Below are 16,889 nucleotides of genomic sequence, written 5' to 3'. Positions count from 1 at the left end.
CCCGGGCCGCGCGCCGCCGCTCCTGTCTTCGCCCCGCTCCGGCGCGCGGCCCGGCCGGCGCCGCAGTCAGCTGCTATCCAGAGAGAGTTGGAACAGACGCGGGGCTCCGCCCCACACCCCGGCCCTCTCTCGGAGGGGAGGCGGCCCGACATCATGCGCGGGTGCGTCGTGGTTGGGGGGTGGTGGGGCGCGGAACCGCGCGGGGTGGTTTCGGCGTTTTGTACTCACGGAGTGTCGTGTGTTCCTACGCTTGGTCACCGGCACGGATCGGGTGACGTTCAGTCAGGGGCGGGCATGGGTACGGAGATCGTTCAGCTGGTGGAGCAGGCCGGGCCGTATCTGTCGGCGGCGGTGGGCGCCTACGGGGCGGCGGTGTTCAGCCGGGCCCAGGACGCGGCCGTGGACGCTGCGGCCGGTGCAACGGCGAGTCTGGGGCAGCGGATTCTGCGGGTGGTGTGGCACCGCCGGGACGACCAAGGCCGCGCCGCTTTGGAGTCGGCGGTGCGGGAGGCTGCCGAGGAGCCGGACGACGAGGATGCGGCAGGGGCGTTGCGGCAGCAGATCAAGCGGGCGTTGCGGGAGGACGCGGAGCTGGCCCGTGAGGTGGCCGCCCTGCTGCCGGCGGCTGGTGGGGTGACGGTGAACGTGTCGGGGACGCGTGCGATCGGCGCGCAGCACATCGGCATCGCGGCCTCCGGCGACAACACCACCATCCACCCGGCACAGCGGTGAGCGTGCCGGTCCCGGGGGAGCCGGTGCGGGTGGAGGTCTCCGGAGATCGGTCGATAGCCGCAGGCGGTTCGATCGGGGTGGCGATCAGCGGGGACAACGCGCGGGTCGTGATGCTGCCGGGGGAGGCAGTGCACTGGGCGCTGACGGTTCAGGCGCCGCGGGGGGCGGGGTTCTTGCCGGAGTCGGTATCGGGGGTCTTCGTCGGCCGTGAGCAGGAACTGACCGACCTGCGGGGGATGCTGGCGGGCGAGGGCTCGGCCGCGGTGGTGCAGTCGCGGGTACGGGCGATTCACGGGCTGGGCGGCGTGGGCAAGAGCTCTCTGGCCCTGCACTACGCCGACCGCTACCGCAGCGCGTACACGCTGGTGTGGTGGATCACCGCCGAGTCCCCCGAGTCAATCGTGACCAGTCTGGCGGGGCTGGCCATGGGGCTGTGTCCGCAGTGGGCCGGGACGGCCGGTCCGGACGAGCGGGCGGCATGGGCGATCACCTGGTTGCAGGCGCACCCGGGCTGGCTGCTGATCTTCGACAACGTCGAGGACCCGACGCACCTGCGCCCCTACCTGGGCACCCTGGCCGGCGGTCACCATCTGGCCACCAGCCGCAAAGCCACCGGATGGCACACCCTGGCCCCCACCATGGCCCTGGGCCTGCTCCCCCTGGACGAAGCCACCGACCTGCTGTGCACCATCACCTTCCCCGGCCGCACCCCCACTGGTGAGCAGCGGGAGGCGGCGCGGCGGCTGGCCGAGGTTTTGGGGTGTCTGCCGCTGGCCCTGGAGCAGGCCGGGGCCTACGCGTACCGGACCGGCACCGACCTGGACACCTACCGCCGCTCACTGGGACTGGCCCTGGACGAGGATCGTGACGTCATCACCCCCGAGCGGACCATCGCCCGCATCTGGGAGAAGACACTCATCGCCATCACCCACCGCGACCCGCTGGCCGTCACCCTCCTGCACACCATGGCCTGGCTGGCCCCCAACGACATCCCCCGCACCCTCTTGGGCTCCCTCGCCCCCAACCCGATCGAGCTGGGCAATGCCCTCGGAGACCTGCACGCCTACAACATGATCGCCTTCACCGACGACCGTCAGGGCGTCAGCGTCCACCGCCTCGTACAGACCGTCCTACGCACCCGCACCCCGGCCGAATCCGAGCCCGACGCCTACGCCCCGGGCCGCACGGAGGCCGAAGAGGCCGTCCGGCAGTCCCTGCCCGCTCCGTCGGATGGCCCGCTGCCCGAACCCACCGCCCCATGGGACCGCCTGCTCCCACACATCCTGGCCCTGGCCGAGTCCACACCACCAAACACCCCCGTCTCAGACGACACCGCCGACACCTACCACCAGGCTGCCCAGTACCTGCGCCGGCAAGGCCGCAACGCCCACACCATCACACTTCGCACTGCCGTCCTTACCCAAAGCGAGCAAGTGCTGGGCGACACTCACCCCGACACTCTGGCCAGCCGCGGCAACCTCGCGAGCGCCTACGAGTCGGCGGGGGATCTGGGGCGGGCCATCCCCCTGCACGAGGCCACCCTCACCCAGTACGAGCAGGTCCTGGGGGGCGCTCACCCCGACACCCTGACCAGCCGCAACAACCTCGCGCTCGCCTACAACTCGGTGGGGGATCCGGGGCGGGCCATCCCCCTGTTGGAATCCACGCTCGCGCAGCGCGAGCAGGTCCTGGGGGATACTCACCCCGACACCCTGGCCAGCCGCAACAACCTCGCAGCCGCCTACCGGGCGGTGGGGGATCTGGGGCGGGCCATCCCTCTGTACGAGGCCGCCCTCGCGCGGCGCGAGTGGGTGCTGGGCGACACCCACCCCGACACCCTGACCAGCCGCAACAACCTCGCGCTCGCTTACGCGTCGGTGGGGGATCTGGGGCGGGCCATCCCCCTGCACGAGGCCACCCTCGCGCAGCGCGAGCGGGTGCTGGGCGACACCCACCCCGACACCCTAAACAGCCGCAACAACCTCGCGCTCGCTTACGCGTCGGCGGGGGATCCAGGGCGGGCCATCCCCCTGCACGAGGCCACCCTCACCCAGTACGAGCAGGTCCTGGGCGACACCCACCCCCACACCCTAAACAGCCGCCACAACCTCGCCTACGCCTACGAGTCGGCGGGGGATCTGGGGCGGGCCATCCCCCTGTACGAGGCCACCCTCGCGCAGTACGAGCAGGTCCTGGGCGACACCCACCCCGACACCCTGGCCCTCCGCGACAACCTCGCGTCCGCCTACGAGTCGGCGGGGGATCTGGGGCGGGCCATCCCCCTGTACGAGGCCACCCTCGCGCAGTACGAGCAGGTGCTGGGCGACACTCACCCCGACACCCTGAGCAGCCGCAACAACCTCGCCTACGCCTACCAGGCGGTGGGGGATCTGGGGCGGGCCATCCCCCTGTACGAGGCCACCCTCACCCAGTGCGAGCAGGTCCTGGGCGACACCCACCCCCACACCCTGGCACTCCGCGACAACCTCACGTCCGCCTACCGAGAAGCCGAAGCAGTACAGCAGGGAAATCCAGCAACCTCAGCAACCGCTACCAACCCCCACCAGCCGCATGACCTGCCCAGCTGGTTTCAGCGACCGCCCCGCCCGTAGTCCGAGGCTAAGAGGTCGTGCCAGACCCGTGCCAGATCGTACGGGGAACCACGGGGAACACTGGGGAACGAAACAACGGCCTACAGGAGTGCAACGCGGCCCCGCCGCAGGTCAGCCGTGCGAACCGCGCTGGATCACCTGAGCTTCCCAAGCTGAGGTCTTGGGGAGGAGGTTCGGTAATCTTCACGTGCCGGCGGTCGCAACTTGCTCTGGTCGACGGCACCGGCAGCGTAGTTGAGGCCAGTGGAGGTACAGCGAAGCATACGCGCGCGGTCGGTCGGCTGACCCGCGGCTGTGGCTGACTGTCGTCGGCTGAGGCTCAGGCGGATGTCCGAGCCGTCAAATCTTCGTGGTCAAGCGTAAATGTCATGGTGGAAGGCACTGAGACAGCCCAAGTTGCGCGTGGACCGTTGCCATGGGCCTGGTCTTTGCCCTGGCCGCGAGGTCCTCGAAGTACAGCATGGCCGGGGTAGATAAGACTCGCTCCCTGTAAATATACGGGGCCAAGGCATCCCACATGCTGACGATGTTCAATCCATGAGATCCGATAACGAGACGCTCGTCGACTACACCAAAAGCCACCAGTTTACCCACATCATCGTAGAACACAACTGACACGTCTGACGTGCCGCCGTGCTTCTGGTGGCAGTTTCCGGTATCCGTTCTCGGGTGAATGTTCCCTTGCCAGATCATGGCTTATGTACTCGATTGCCCGTGAGAACTCGGGATCTCGGGTCTCTTTGAAAAGCTGCAAGACAATGGGAAGTACGTTCGAGTGCTGCGCGACTCGGAGTTGCCGATGCGCCACAGTGACTGAGGTGACTACTGCGACGGCCGATAAGAAGACTGCCAGCAGGTTCAGTGCGAGTGACAGACTCATAGGCGGAGGTTAGCCGCTTCGCGAGTTCCCCAAAAGACCCGGGACATTCGGCAACCACGAGCTGATCGAGGCAACGGTCATGCGGCACCGTCGCACGGGCACGACTTTGATGTCCACTGGCCCTGCACCGCTCGACGCCGCACCACAACCGCACCAGATCGAGCGGGGAAGCACGGTGGACGCAGCCGAGCCCGCGAAGGCCAGAGACCGGCCGTACGCCCAGGTCAGCACCCCAACCGGCCCCACAATGCCCCAACATCCCAAGCTGATGTTCAGTGCGGGCTTCCGCCGTGTGTCCTCTGTGCCGCTTTGGAATCTGCCTTGGTGGCCTGCCGTTCGTCCGGGCTGCGGCGCTGGGGCGCCGGTCCCGGCCGAGCGGCAGGCCACGGACCGGAAGGCGCTCGACAGGTCGAAGCCCCGCACGGCACTCGCCGGGGCGACGAGATGCCGTGCGGGGCCCAGGGCCGGCAGATCGCGGGAGGCTTGCTCGGACCGCGACGAGCCGGGGCTCGTGGTTCACTTGCTCAAGCTGCGGACGCTTGCTGGTGAGGAGTCTCCGGCGACGCCTGAGCCGGAACGTCGGGCTGCGTATTTACCGCGAGCCCCGACGTGATCAGTTCGGCCAGTAGCAGTGCCGCTTGCCGCCTCCGGGCGGATGGTGCCGAGGCGCACCAGGCCGTCACCGAACACGTTCACGTCAGCGACCAGGCCGGGGAAGTCAGAGCCCAAGCCCAGGGCGTTGAGTTGCTCGGCCAAGACTCCGGCACTCCGTCGAGCCTGTATCCAGCCGCGGACGTAGGGGACACCGGGGAGCAGGTCCTCAGCGCGCTTGGCTGTCACTCCTTGCCTGTCGGTCATGGCTTCAGCTCTCCCTGTCGTTCCTCGTGGTCGTGTCCGCGTTCGTCGGGCTCTCTTCTGCGGATGACAGCGCGAGCCGGAGCAACTCGGCCAAGCGCTCTGCCGTTGCGGGAGACACGCGCCCGAGTTCGATCAGGCCGTGCCCGAAGGCGTTCAAGTCCGCTCGGAGGTATGGAAAGTCCTTCTCCATGCCCGCGCGGATGAGGGCATCGCGTAGAGCGCTGGTCGCGTTCCGGGCGGCGTACCACCCCTCGCTGTGCAGGGCCGACCATTCAGCAGCGTCATGACGTTCGGTTGCGTCATCCCGCATCGGTGGCAGCCCCCTCGGGAAGCGCCGCGACGGCTGCGTACGGAGTGGCATACCGCTCGCTGTATCGGTCTGCTCGCGCAAGCAGTTCAGCAGAGGCCACGAGCATGGTCGCGAGAGCCACCGCGCGCAGCGGGTTCGCCTCCGGGCGGCGTGATGGAGCCCGCAGCCACTGATACCGATCGCCGTCCATCGGCATCGGGCCCGGTACGACCACCACGGAATCACTGCCGAGGTAGCGATAGTCAGGCGGCTCCGCCGTCTCCTGGCCGAGGAAGTGTGTGAAGGGTTCCTGACTGCCAGACCCCAGGAAGAAGCCGACACGGCTGGCTTTGCGATCCAGAACGGTGGGGCCGAACGGCAAGCCTCGGCGGAGCAGTTGGTCGAAGACCTCGAGGCCGAGGCGCTGTTCGACCGCCACGACATCGAAGATGCGGCCCGCCGAGAGCATGCAGGGCCTACGCGGGTCGTCCGCCCAGACACTCCGACACATCGCCGGATCGTCGGCCGCAGTGGACAGCCACTCGACGCCCCTCCTGGTCATCCTCTGCACGTCTTCCCACCTCAGTCGGACTGTGTTGCGGCTCGGTGCCGCCGTGCATCCAGACTCGGGGCACGTGGCCTGACCACGGCAGATGACGAGAGGTGACGGGGGATGACGTATCAGCGCGCGATGCGTCATCCCCCGTCATCCCGAACCCAAGGGCGATCTCTGTTACTTGCCTGCCACAGGCGGTGACGGACGCGTACATTCATTGCAGGGAGCGAGTCGCCGCACCGGCACACGTGCAGGGAAGGAACGGTCACGTCCCCCGATGGAGTCGATCAGCGTTCGCTTACGCGAGGCCCGAACAGGTCGAGGGTGGAGTCAGCCGCGATTGGTGCGTGAGTTGCGCCAAGCCGCCGCGCGGCGTGGCCATCAGCTTCCGTCGGACGCGAGTGTCAAGCGCCGTATTGCCAGTTGGGAGAACGGGCACAGCACCCCGGACGACTTCTACAGCCCGCTCCTCTGTGACGTCTACGGCGTCAGTGCGGCGGAACTCGGGCTGAACCACGGTTCGCAGCAGGACTCCGCGCTCCTGGACGCCGGCTATCCGGCCAGTCCGGATGGGGCGATCCAGGCCGTCGGGAAGCTGTGGCGAGCCGACCTCAACCGGTACGAGCCCTTGTTGGAGGCCGAACCATCCGAGCACGCGTGGAGTGAAGCGTCCTTACGCTGGCTGGTGGCGCCCGAGCCTGCGATTCCCCGACCACGCTCGGAGGGCATGCGTGTTGGGCTGGGCGACGTGGCCGCCATCAAGACCACCGCGGACCTGTTTGCCCAACTCGACGACCAGTTCGGTGGGGATCACGCGCGGCATGCCGTAATCCAGTACCTCAGTAACGACGTTCTGCCGATGTTGAGGGGCAAGTACACAGAGCAAGTAGGGCGAGCCCTCTTCTCCACTGCCGCTGAGGCGACGCTGCTCGCCGGCTGGATGTCCTACGACTCGTGTCATCACGGCCTCGCGCAGCGGTATTTCCTTCAGGCGCTCCGGTTGGCCCAGGACGCCAACGACCGTCGACTCGCGGGGAGCATCCTCTCCGCGATGAGTCACCAGGCCACGTTCCTCGGCCAGTACACGCACGGCGCGACACTCGCCCGTGCCGCGCTCATGGGCATTTCCCCAGTAGCCACACCGACCCTGCGCGCCCAGTTCCACGCCATGGAAGCCCGCGCACTCGCGCGTACAGGTGACGTCACCGCATGCGAGGCCGCGCTGAGCGCAGCGACCAGGTCTCTGGAGAGTCGGAACAGCGACGACGAGCCGGAGTGGATCAGCTACTTCGACGAGGCCGAGCTTGCCGCCGAAGCTGCGCACTGCTTCCGCGACGTGAACAGCGCCCGCCAGGCCGTTGCCCACGGCGAGAACGCCATGAGTGGAAGCCACGTGCGAAGTGACTTCTTCGCGACCATGGTTCTCGCCGATGCCCACCTACGAGCCGGAGAAACCGAGGAGGCCTGCCGCGTCGCACTCGATGCCCTCGATCTCGGGGAACAGCTCAAGTCCGCCCGTTGCGTCAGCTATCTCGCCGAGTTCCGGCAGGACCTTGCTGCCGCCGGTGACAGCGCGATCTCGCGGGACTTCACAGAGCAGGCCCAGGAACACAGATTGTGGGTTGCTTCGGAGGCCCAGCTCGGCATCTGACCACGTCTCAGAAAGGGCCCCACGAGTCTCGCCCCTCGCCCGTTCGCAGCGACCGCACGCGCCGGGCAAACTCCGCCGCGGAACGCTCACTGGCAGCGACCTGGTGACCGAGCCAGGCAACCATCATCAGTTCACGAAGATGCGCCAAGGTCTCGTAGCCAGGCCAGTTCATTACGTCGAAGCCATATCGGTGAACGAACTCTGCGTACTCAGCCTTCGTGTGCCAGCCGTACCGGTCGTAGAACATCGCGGTCTGGATCAGATCCCACTCGCGCGGGGCCAGCGCGAAGCCGTCGAGGTCGATGAGCACCGCGTGACCGTCCCGGTGACGGATCACGTTGCCTATGCTCGCGTCCCCGTGGATCATCCCGAAGGGGAGGACGAAGTCCAGCCGGTCGTAGTCCTTGTTCAGCTTTGCGGCACGATCCTCCAGGAACGTGCGGTCTTCCTCCGTGACGCCGTTCATCTGCCTCAGAGAGCCCGACAGCTTCGCGAACGGATCAAAGTACGGGAGCCTCAGGGACTCGGGCTCCTCAAGCCAGTGAAGTCGGCGCAGTAGGTCAGCCAGCTCACCCACCGTGGCGTACTCCTCGCGCTCCTGCACGCTCTCCCAGAAGGTCACGACCAGGCCGCCGACCACCAGCGGTTGCGAGACGCCCGCCGGCACCCGCGTAGCGGGAAGGTCCTCCGCTTCCAGCCACCGCGCGACCCGTACCGCCCGCTCCATCTCTTCCAGGGCATCGGGGTCACGAGCAACGCGGACGATGATCGGCGACGTCGATAAGCGGTACACAGCGTTGGAGCCGAGCCGCAGCAACTCGGCGCCGTCCGAGTCCAGTCCGGCCGTCCCGCATGCCTCGCGCAGGACAGCCTCAAGGCTTTCCGCCGTGAACTCCGTGCCGCCGTCCTGGCCCCCGCCGCTGCCCGAGATCATGCCTTCGACCATACGGCGCCGCCCCGGCACTCGACAGGCCGCCTACGTAATAGGGGCGTAATGACCTTGCTCGGCAGGCCTCATGACCATCACTCCGCCGCAGGTCAGAGCCCCAAAAGACGCAGGGCCTCACCTGGGCTCCGGAGCCGTGTGCGCAGGTTCGAATCCTGCCGGGGGCACTCGCCTAGGAACAGCAGAAATCGAGCGCTGACCAGGGCGGATGCCGATAGAAGAGGGCGGGAGTCAGTCTCACTGACTCCCGCCCTCTATCACTGTCTCTCAGCGTCCACACTATCTGCGATACACGCCACGTACTCGCACGCTCCTCACCGTGTGGCGTCACAGCAGTTCTGTACACACCGCACGACTCCGCGGTTACCTACGCTGGCACGCGTAGATGAATTTCCCGCCGGAGCCCGCATTCAGGTCCACGGGAATGCGCTCCCAGCCGGCCTCCGGCTGAGTGTCAGCACTGTCCCCAGCGATGATCTTGAGGTCCCTGACCGGCCCATCAGGGCCACCGCGGCGGATACAGAAGTAGATCCACTTCCCTTCCGCCCCTTCGTTCAGATCGTGGTTAATCTTCTCATATCCTGCCGGGGCTGAGATATCGGGGCTATCGCCCCAGATCACGGTCAGATCAGTGATCGGGTTGGGGGGGTTCTCTACGAGCTCGTAGGAGAGGTAGAGATATGCACCACCCGCCCCCCAATTCAGGTCGATTGGGTCCCTGGTGTACCCAGGGATCGTCTGACCACCGACGGTGACCACGACGTTGTTGACCGCCTTCATGGACGTCTCCTTGTCACAGCCCAGCTGCTTGTGTGGGAATTAGCTCCCTCCTCTCAGAACCATTGCAGGAATTATTGATCAAGCGATGGATCCTACACCGATAGGGCGGATAGCGTCACTCGTCTGGCCCAGATGATGGTTCTGAGGACCTCTCCTATTGCCCGCATGACGCGCGTCGGTCGCCCGCATGCCAACGCCACGCGATGAAACGGGTCGCTATGTAGCGTCACCATCCTCCTCCAGTGCCTTTTCAATCTGCGCGTTAGCCACTTCCTCGTGACCATCGATACAGCCGTGATAGCGGCGGTGGATCACCTCAGGGGAGTTGCCGACTCGCCGGGCAACCTCAGCAATCGGCACCCCCGCGTTCAGCCAACGCGTGATGCAGGCGTGTCGCAGGTCGTACGGCCGACCAGCCAACGGCGTGTCGACGCGCTCAGGCGGGAGCGCGTACTCCCGCGCCTCCTCCCACACCCGCCAATAGGTAGAAGAGCCGACCACTCCCCCACGCTCGCTGCCGAACACGCGCCTCTCCTTGGCCGTGCCGAACGCGTCCAGGTGCGCCCGCAGGATCGCCACCAGAACGGGCGGGATAGGCACCGGACGGTCGCTCTTAGCCTCCCGCGCCTTGAGCCCGCGGCGGTCGTGACGTTCCCCGGAATCGGTCCATTCCCTTTCCGGAGACGGGACGCGTCTCCCGAAGCGTCAGCGTGCCCCATCCCTCGTCCGGTAGATGGCAGTCAGACCGCCTCAGCCCGACCGCCTCAGCCGGACGCAGGCCCGCGTAGTACAGGACTGCATAGAAGGCCACCAGGCGCCTCCCACGGCACCGATCCCACGACCCGACGTAGGAAACTGCCGCGAGCAACTGACGGGCCTGTAGGGCGTTCACGAGGACTCGCCGGTCCACCACGTCATTGGAGCCGACGTGCTTCCGGCGGGCGCGCTGAAGCGGGTTCCCCGAAAGGTCTCCCGCAACCACCGCGTGTTCGAGAACGCTGTTCAGGGCCCGGCGGCGCCGCCTGTACGTGTCGCCCGCCGCCGGGGTGCCGTCCAGCTTGTAACCGAGGCGGTAGAGCACGCCCTCGAACACCTCAGCGTCTGCCACATCGCCCACCGGACGATCCATCGTCGTGAGCCAGTCATACGCGGCTTTGAGGTCGGCCGGCGGATCCTCCCCAGCATGCGCAGGCACGATCCCCCACCGGAAGGCCAACCGCAATTGCTCATCCGATGGAACGCCGTCCCCGCGCTTGACCATGGCGAGCGTCACGGCTGCAAGACCGTCCGCCATGCCCTCTCGGGTCTTGGCTGCACTCGTACGCCACCGCCCGGCGACGTATTTGCGGCAGAACTCGAACCACCGCAACGGCGGTTCCTCTTCTGAGGCTTTCGCCGCTTCCGCTGCCGCGCGGACTTCGGACTCAGGCTGTCCGCTTGCGATCTCGAAAGCCTCGCCCCTGCGCATTGCCTGGCGCAATTCCGAGCTTCGGTTTTCGGCTAGTGCCGACGTGGCGAACGTCGCGCTACTCACCTTCCCGCCTACGACCCATCGCAGTTGTACGGGCGCGCTTTCCGATTGACCTCCGTGACTTTCCACAGTCGGACATCGAGGGAATACCCCGGCTTGGCCTCCCCGTGCGGCCGGAGAACAAGAGCGTTGTCATCCGTGCTCACGCAGCGTCCTCCCGCTCTGTAAGCCAACGTTCGTACTCCGACCGCCGGATCCGTACGTCGCCGTTGGGGAGTTTGATTGCGCGGGGTCCTTTGCCGAGTTGGCACCACCGGTAGAAGGTCGACGGGGCGACCTTCAGATCGGTGATGACCTCTTGGACGGTCATCTTTTCGTCCTGCGTACGGGCGCTCATTCCGCCTCTCCCTCGGCTTCGTCCGCACCGGACAGGCCGGACAGCTGCAATTCCGACTGTCCGGGGTGTTCGTGCTGGTCAGACGGTGTAACCGGACAGCCGGACAGTGCGGACACCTCTGGCGTGCCCTCTGTCCGGGTTTCGGTGTCCGGGTAGTACCGGCCGCCGGGGTCCTTGGTGAGCTGTCCGGCGTCGGCCATGCGGTTGCAGGTGCGCCGGATCGTGTCCAGGTCGACGTTCGGCAGCTCGCCTGCCATGTCCTTCGGCTTGGCGCCGGGGTGAGCGCGGACGTAGCGCAGGATCGTGGCGCGGGTGTCGCTGACGGTGTGGTCGGACACCGGACCGTCCAACAAGTGCCACGCGCCGGAGGCGGGTTGGAAGCTTAGGGCGTACTCGGCTTCGTCCACGTCGCGTCCGGTGACATACAGGATGCCGTCCGCCTGGCCGCGCGCCCGCTTCAGTACAAGGGTGGCGTCCGCGGCTCCGGCGATGCCGTTGGTGCCGGAGACCTCGGTGAGGAAGTCCTCGGAACCCGCCTTACGAACGTGGTGGACAAGGACGACAGCCACGCCGTAGTGGTCGGCGAGCCGCTTGGCGTAGCCGACGGCCACATAGTCCGCGTCGTACGCCGACACCCCTTGCGGCGCAGCATCGCCTCGCTGAACACCAGCGGGGGCACGTCGGCGAGCGGTGCCTCGCGCCAGGCGCCCTCAACCCGGCGGTCGAAGCGCACCTGGTCGGTTCGAGGCCAGTTCGTCGTCGCCCGCCCAGGCGGCCCAGGTGTGGAAGAAGCGGACCCGCCACTCCCCCACCGCCAGGGTGCGCTCGGCCTCGTCGCCGTCCCCGCCATCCCAGGGGCCGAGCCGGTCGCTCTTCCATCCCCGGGCCCGGAACAGGGCGAACATCCTGCGGTAGTGGACGATGTGCGCGGCGAAGCGGTTGGAGTAGACGCGGGTCCGCTCCTCGGCCGGGGTGAGGAGGTAGATCTCGCGGAACGCCTGCTTGAAGGGCTGCCGTATGCGCCGCTCGGTGAGCAGGTCCCGCCAGGCCCGCACGGCGTGGGGGCCGGAGCGGAGCGGGTGCCAGAGCCGTACGGAGGCGTCGTCGGGTGCGTCGGGAAGGTGCTCGTCCGCCTCGGGCAGTACGGCCCGCCACTCGCCGGGTGCGACCTCGATCTCCCAGATCAGCCGGCGTACGAGGGTCCGGGCGAGGGGGTGCCCGGCCAGCTCGGTGCGCCACCAGCCGTACGGGTGGACGGCCTCGACGGTGAAGCCGCCCTCCAACGCGCGTACGAGGGTGATGAGTTGGGCGTTCACCCGCTTCACCAGGTCGCGCAGCTCCTTGACCAGGGTGGCGTGGTCACGGCGGACCGGCGCCGGGACGCTGCGCAGCGGGCGGCCGTCCTTCTCCCAGGTCAGCGTGGCGGTCTCGGTGACCATGACGACGGCCTGGTAGTCGCCGGCCGACCGGCGCAGTACGCCGCCCGCGGCGGAGCCGCTGATGGTTGCCGTGTCGAACTCCAGCCTCGGCAGCCGTAGCGCCACGTCGGTGCGCTCGGCCAGAGCGGCCTCGACCTTCTTGATCATCTTGTCCAGCTGCTTGTGCACCCCGACGTGCCGGACGGTCCTGCGCACGGTGCGGATCGCGGTCACCAGCTCGGGCGTCGGGAAGTCCTGTGCGGCGCGCACGAGTTCGTACAGGAGGGCCTGTGACGGCAGGGTCTTGGCGGACGTCGGGGCGAGGGCGACGCCGGGCAGCAGCCGGTCGAACAGTGAGGGCAGCCACAGCTCGTCGCGTACCAGTGCCACCCGCGCGGCCTGTCCCAGCGAGATGACCTCCCGGTCCGTGAACGCCTTCTCCGCCCGGTAGGGGATCTCCCCCGCCCGGATCGCGTCGGTGCGGTCGGCTGCGGATTCCAGGGCACGGCGGGCGAAGGCGACGTAGGCGGGGTTGGCTGCCGCCCTGTGCCACGCGTCGGGGAGCGGCGGAGAGAATCTGTCGCTCCGACCGATCTCGGACAGCAGGACCTGTTCGGCGGGGGCGAGGCCGGCGACAACGGCGATCTCGTCCGCGACGACGGGGCCCACGTCCTCGGAGAGGCGCTCTACGGCCACACGCAGTGTCTCGACGCCCGCCCGTCTCGCGACCGCGAGCAGCGCGTACGGCTGACGCACGGGAACCTGCTGCTCCAGCAGCAGCCCGACCAACGTGCCCGCCGGGCCGGACACGTCGGGCAGCGGGCCCGTGCAGCGCTCCAACGCGACCAAGGCCGGCGTGGGATCCGCCCAGCCACGCTCCTCGGCCCTCGACACGAGCGCCTCGAAAAGCCGAAGGCACGCGTCGGGCGTATAACGCGGCTGCCGTTCCCCGGCCGCGTTCTCGATCGCGAAGCGGACCCTCGTCATCGCGTGCGTGGCCGAGGCGTCCACCCGGTAGGCCGCCACGAGCAGGCTGCCGAGTTCCTCGTCAGAGACCTGCGACAGATCCGGGTGCCTGTCCTTGTCCTCAAGGACCTTGAGGTCCTCAAGGACCTTGAGTGCGAAATCCGGGTCGGTCAGTGCGCGCATCAGCCGGGCGGCGAGGCTCATCGGGCACCCCTCTTGATCTGGCGGAGGATGGTCTCGTCGGTGATCTTGGTGTCGGCGGCGAGCAGAAACGCCTTGCTGAGGATCAGGGAGAGTCGCTCGTCCTCGAACGGCAGGAACACCTTGCCGTCGCCCTTGCCGCGTGACGGGACGATGCACAGGTAGGCGTCGTCCGGTTCCATCAGGATGTTGGCCGAGCCCAGGTGGATCTTGTACGTGCGCAGATCGCCGCGGACGATCAGGAAGCGGCCGTCGAGCGAGCACCGTCCGGCGATTTTCAGGCGCGGCAGTATCCGTTCCAGCACCTCGCGGCGGACTCCCGCGCTTGCCGTCAGCGCACCGAACGTGGCCGTCCGCCAGTACGCGGCATAGCGGTCCTCGCCCCGGTCGGTCCAGTCGGGATCGGCGGCGATCGAGGTCACGCCGACGAAGAGATCGACGTCCCGCATCGCCTCGCTGAACACCAGCGGGGGCACCTGCGCCAGCGGAACCTCCCGCCAGCGTCGGCCGTCCCGCCGCTCGAAGCGGACCTGATCCGTCGCGGCGTGCTCGGGCGCGTAGCCGCCGTCGTCGTCCGTGGCGGGCTCGTGGTGGAAGCAGGCCCGCCACTCGCCCTCGCCGAACTCGGCCCGCGCCTCCCCGTCGTAGCCGCCGTCGTGCCGGCCGAGGAAGTTGGCCTGCCAGCCGCGTTCCTTGAACAGTGCGTAGAGCTGCAGGTAGTGGACGATGTGGGCGGCGAACCGGTTGGAGTAGACGCCGGTCTCCTCCTCCGCCGGAGTGAGCAGGTAGATCTCCCGGAACGCCTGCTTGAACGGCTGCCGCAGCCGCTCCACGACGAGCCGCTCCCGCCACGCCCTGACGTCGTCCGTCGACGCCCGGATCGGATGCCACAACCGGACGCGGTCGGGCCGGCCGGGCGGCTCGGCCATCGGTGCCACCGCACGCCACTCGGCGTCGGCATCCTCGGTGTTCTGCAATTCCCAGATCAGGCCGCGGACGAGGACCCCGGTGACCGGATGGTCGCGGTAGTAGCGGCACCACTCGTCGTACGGCCACTCGCGGCCGGCCGACATCAGCGCCTCGACGCGGGCCCGCTCACCCGACAGTGTCCCCCGCACCTCCTTGGCCAGGGCCTTCAACTCCTGGAGCTCGTCCGGGAAGCCGTCCTTCACGGCCGCCGGAGCCGTACGGGACATCCCCCCGTCGGGGCGTGTGAAGGTGAGCCGCACGGTCGCCGCTTCCTCGATCGCCACCCGTACCCGGTGTCCGCCCAACTCCCGTTCCAGCGAACCGTCCGGCGCCAGGCCGTGGTCCGGCACGCTGCGCTCGATGAGCTGCCCGGCCGTGATGCCCTGCCTCCCGGCGGCCGTCACCAGCGCGGTGTCGAGCTGCTTGCGCAGAGCCCGGTGCTTGATACGGGACCGCAACCGCCACAGGGCCTCCAGAGAGGCCGGATCGCCGGTCTCGGCCAGCGCGTTGATCGCCGCGCCCGCGAGCTTGAGATCCTGGCTCACGCCGGTTCCTCGGCCGCCGGTCCGCAGAGCGAGCGCGCCGAGGTGCGGCACCGCGGCCGGGCCGCCGGTCAGCGCGGCCGCCCAGACGACGCCGCGCGCCAGGTCCCCGTCGTTCTGGTGGACGACGTAGTGGTAGTGGAACGAGTCGCCGATCCAGCCGGTGTGCGCACCGCTTCTTCTGCTGCACAGCGGATCGTCCTCGGCCAGCGCCCGCAGGACGTCGGCCACGAGGTCCCGCGCCGCCGCCGCGTCCGCGAGTTCGAGGCACGTCCGCCGCCACCGCTGCGCGGGACGCGGCCCCGACAGGCTCGCCAAGTGCCGCACAAAGCCCGCCAGTTCCGGCGTCGGAGAAGTCTTCGCACGGTCGCTCAGCGAGGAGGCCCAGGGAGCGTCGGCTGGGATCAGGTCCTCGGGGATGTGCGCCTCGTCCACACTCGCGAGCAGCGTGCGGAGGCGCTGGGCGAGAGACGCGCGCAGACGCGCCTCGACCGTGGTGTCCATGAGCTCCGTGTGTGCGTGCCGCAGCCAGGGCACGACCGCACGGCGGCCGTCGGCGTCGAGCTGGTCGGCGACGTTCAGCACCAGCCCCAGCGAATCGGCGAACCAGAAGCCCATGTCGTACTCCGTGGTGCGGAGCAGCAGCACCGCGGCCTCGTCGGGCGTCCAGCCGCGCACCCGCGAGATCAAGGGCCCGATCTCGGCTTCGTACTGCCACAAGCTCGTGTCGTCGAAGCAGGCGGCCAGCACGAGGCACAGGACCGCGGCCCTGCCCTCCTCGTCCGCGCAGGACGCAAGCCGCCCGTCGATCTCGGCCTGGGTCGCCGCGCCCGCCGCCTCGAATCGCCGGTGCTCGGGCCCCATGGACTGCCGGAACTCGGTCCGCTGACGTTCCAGGAGGTCGACGAGCCAGCGGACACGGTCGAGCGCGGCCAACCTCACGTCGTCGAGCGAGTCGTTCCTACGGGATTCGGCCACCAAGGCGTCGTACAACATGGCGGGATGATGACAGAGGGGTCTGACATCCCTGATGCGATGTCAGAGCGGTGCACCGACCAGACCGGATCCGCCGGATCCGCACCGAAGTGCAACGACCCGCGTTCCGTGTCGAGCAGGACCCATTCCGCCACTTGACCCGGTTCAGCCGCGCTGAAGACGGATTTTCAGAATTCCGCGCGCAGTGAGCGAAACGTCTCCGGATACTCCTCAATCAACGACACGATTTCCGCCCGCGTCGCCGGGAGGCTGTGCCGGTAGGCACGGCGAATCATTTCCTCCCCCTCCATAAACTGTTCCACAATTCCGAAGTGCAGCGAACTCTGGAGGTAATCGTCACCGAGTGCGACGCCCTCGACGTACTCGAAGCACGCACGGATCGCGGCCTCGTCCTTCGGTGACGGGGAGTCCTCGCGCAGCAGGGGCAGCAGAATCGGTCTGGTGAACGCCTGCAGGAAGAACTCGAGCATGTCGTCGACCTTTCCCTCCTGCCAGGCGCCGTAGCGCTCGGGATGGGAGGCGGCCAGGTCGTCGAGCACGGAGCGGGCGTTCGGGACGACGCGCAGGAACTCTTCGACCACACGGTCGGGACGAATCGGGATCACGCTTGTCAGGCCTCTCTTCG

General features: G+C 68.1%; 15 protein-coding genes. 3 read left to right on the top strand and 12 right to left on the bottom strand.

From position 1 onward, the window contains the following. The first annotated feature begins 294 nt into the window (after positions 1–294). Positions 295–732, top strand: a complete 438-nt coding sequence (locus ACTWQR_RS38705) for a hypothetical protein (RefSeq protein WP_443231935.1) — start codon at positions 295–297, stop codon at positions 730–732. A gap of 2 nt (positions 733–734) precedes the next feature. Beyond that, positions 735–3,344 (top strand): tetratricopeptide repeat protein, encoded by a 2,610-nt coding sequence (locus ACTWQR_RS38700; RefSeq protein WP_443231934.1) that lies wholly within the window; start codon positions 735–737, stop codon positions 3,342–3,344. Positions 3,345–3,710: 366 nt separating this feature from the next. On the opposite strand, the gene ACTWQR_RS38695 is transcribed toward ACTWQR_RS38700, so the two are convergent. From ACTWQR_RS38695 to ACTWQR_RS38685, 3 genes are all read right to left on the bottom strand, one after another. Beyond that, entirely contained in the window at positions 3,711–4,037 is a 327-nt protein-coding gene (locus ACTWQR_RS38695; RefSeq protein WP_443231933.1) for a DUF4760 domain-containing protein, read from the bottom strand. Positions 4,038–5,086: 1,049 nt separating this feature from the next. After that, on the bottom strand, positions 5,087–5,392 hold the full coding sequence (locus ACTWQR_RS38690; protein WP_443231932.1) for a hypothetical protein: 306 nt from the start codon (positions 5,390–5,392) through the stop codon (positions 5,087–5,089). Further along, positions 5,382–5,942, bottom strand: coding sequence for a bifunctional DNA primase/polymerase (locus ACTWQR_RS38685; RefSeq protein ID WP_443231931.1), 561 nt, complete (start codon positions 5,940–5,942; stop codon positions 5,382–5,384). The genes ACTWQR_RS38690 and ACTWQR_RS38685 overlap by 11 nt, the downstream gene beginning before the upstream one ends. Before the next feature lie 328 nt (positions 5,943–6,270). Between ACTWQR_RS38685 and ACTWQR_RS38680 the strand changes: the two genes are divergently transcribed. After that, positions 6,271–7,578, top strand: coding sequence for a hypothetical protein (locus ACTWQR_RS38680; protein ID WP_443231930.1), 1,308 nt, complete (start codon positions 6,271–6,273; stop codon positions 7,576–7,578). Between the two features lie 7 nt (positions 7,579–7,585). On the opposite strand, the gene ACTWQR_RS38675 is transcribed toward ACTWQR_RS38680, so the two are convergent. The 9 genes from ACTWQR_RS38675 to ACTWQR_RS38635 form a co-directional block, all read right to left on the bottom strand. Beyond that, positions 7,586–8,512: a phosphotransferase family protein gene (locus ACTWQR_RS38675; protein ID WP_443231929.1), complete on the bottom strand. Its 927-nt coding sequence runs from the start codon at positions 8,510–8,512 to the stop codon at positions 7,586–7,588. Positions 8,513–8,887: 375 nt separating this feature from the next. Next, the gene (locus ACTWQR_RS38670; protein WP_443231928.1) at positions 8,888–9,304 is read right to left on the bottom strand and encodes a hypothetical protein; all 417 of its coding nucleotides are present in this window, start codon (positions 9,302–9,304) and stop codon (positions 8,888–8,890) included. Positions 9,305–9,520: 216 nt separating this feature from the next. Continuing rightward, on the bottom strand, positions 9,521–9,904 hold the full coding sequence (locus tag ACTWQR_RS38665; RefSeq protein WP_443231927.1) for a hypothetical protein: 384 nt from the start codon (positions 9,902–9,904) through the stop codon (positions 9,521–9,523). Between the two features lie 13 nt (positions 9,905–9,917). Further along, positions 9,918–10,838 (bottom strand): hypothetical protein, encoded by a 921-nt coding sequence (locus ACTWQR_RS38660; RefSeq protein WP_443231926.1) that lies wholly within the window; start codon positions 10,836–10,838, stop codon positions 9,918–9,920. Positions 10,839–10,977: 139 nt separating this feature from the next. After that, positions 10,978–11,172, bottom strand: coding sequence for a helix-turn-helix transcriptional regulator (locus ACTWQR_RS38655; RefSeq protein WP_443231925.1), 195 nt, complete (start codon positions 11,170–11,172; stop codon positions 10,978–10,980). Beyond that, entirely contained in the window at positions 11,169–11,807 is a 639-nt protein-coding gene (locus tag ACTWQR_RS38650; protein WP_443231924.1) for a hypothetical protein, read from the bottom strand. The genes ACTWQR_RS38655 and ACTWQR_RS38650 overlap by 4 nt, the downstream gene beginning before the upstream one ends. Before the next feature lie 75 nt (positions 11,808–11,882). Further along, on the bottom strand, positions 11,883–13,760 hold the full coding sequence (locus tag ACTWQR_RS38645) for a DUF4132 domain-containing protein (protein ID WP_443231923.1): 1,878 nt from the start codon (positions 13,758–13,760) through the stop codon (positions 11,883–11,885). Then, a complete protein-coding gene (locus ACTWQR_RS38640; RefSeq protein WP_443231922.1) occupies positions 13,757–16,264 on the bottom strand; it encodes a DUF4132 domain-containing protein in 2,508 nt (835 codons plus the stop codon). The genes ACTWQR_RS38645 and ACTWQR_RS38640 overlap by 4 nt, the downstream gene beginning before the upstream one ends. Before the next feature lie 167 nt (positions 16,265–16,431). Beyond that, positions 16,432–16,869, bottom strand: a complete 438-nt coding sequence (locus tag ACTWQR_RS38635; protein WP_443231921.1) for a hypothetical protein — start codon at positions 16,867–16,869, stop codon at positions 16,432–16,434. Positions 16,870–16,889 lie beyond the last annotated feature (20 nt).

The organism is Streptomyces sp. 2A115 (assembly GCF_052245575.1).
Taxonomy (GTDB): Bacteria; Actinomycetota; Actinomycetes; order Streptomycetales; family Streptomycetaceae; genus Streptomyces.
This window is presented reverse-complemented; position numbering and strand designations above follow the sequence as displayed.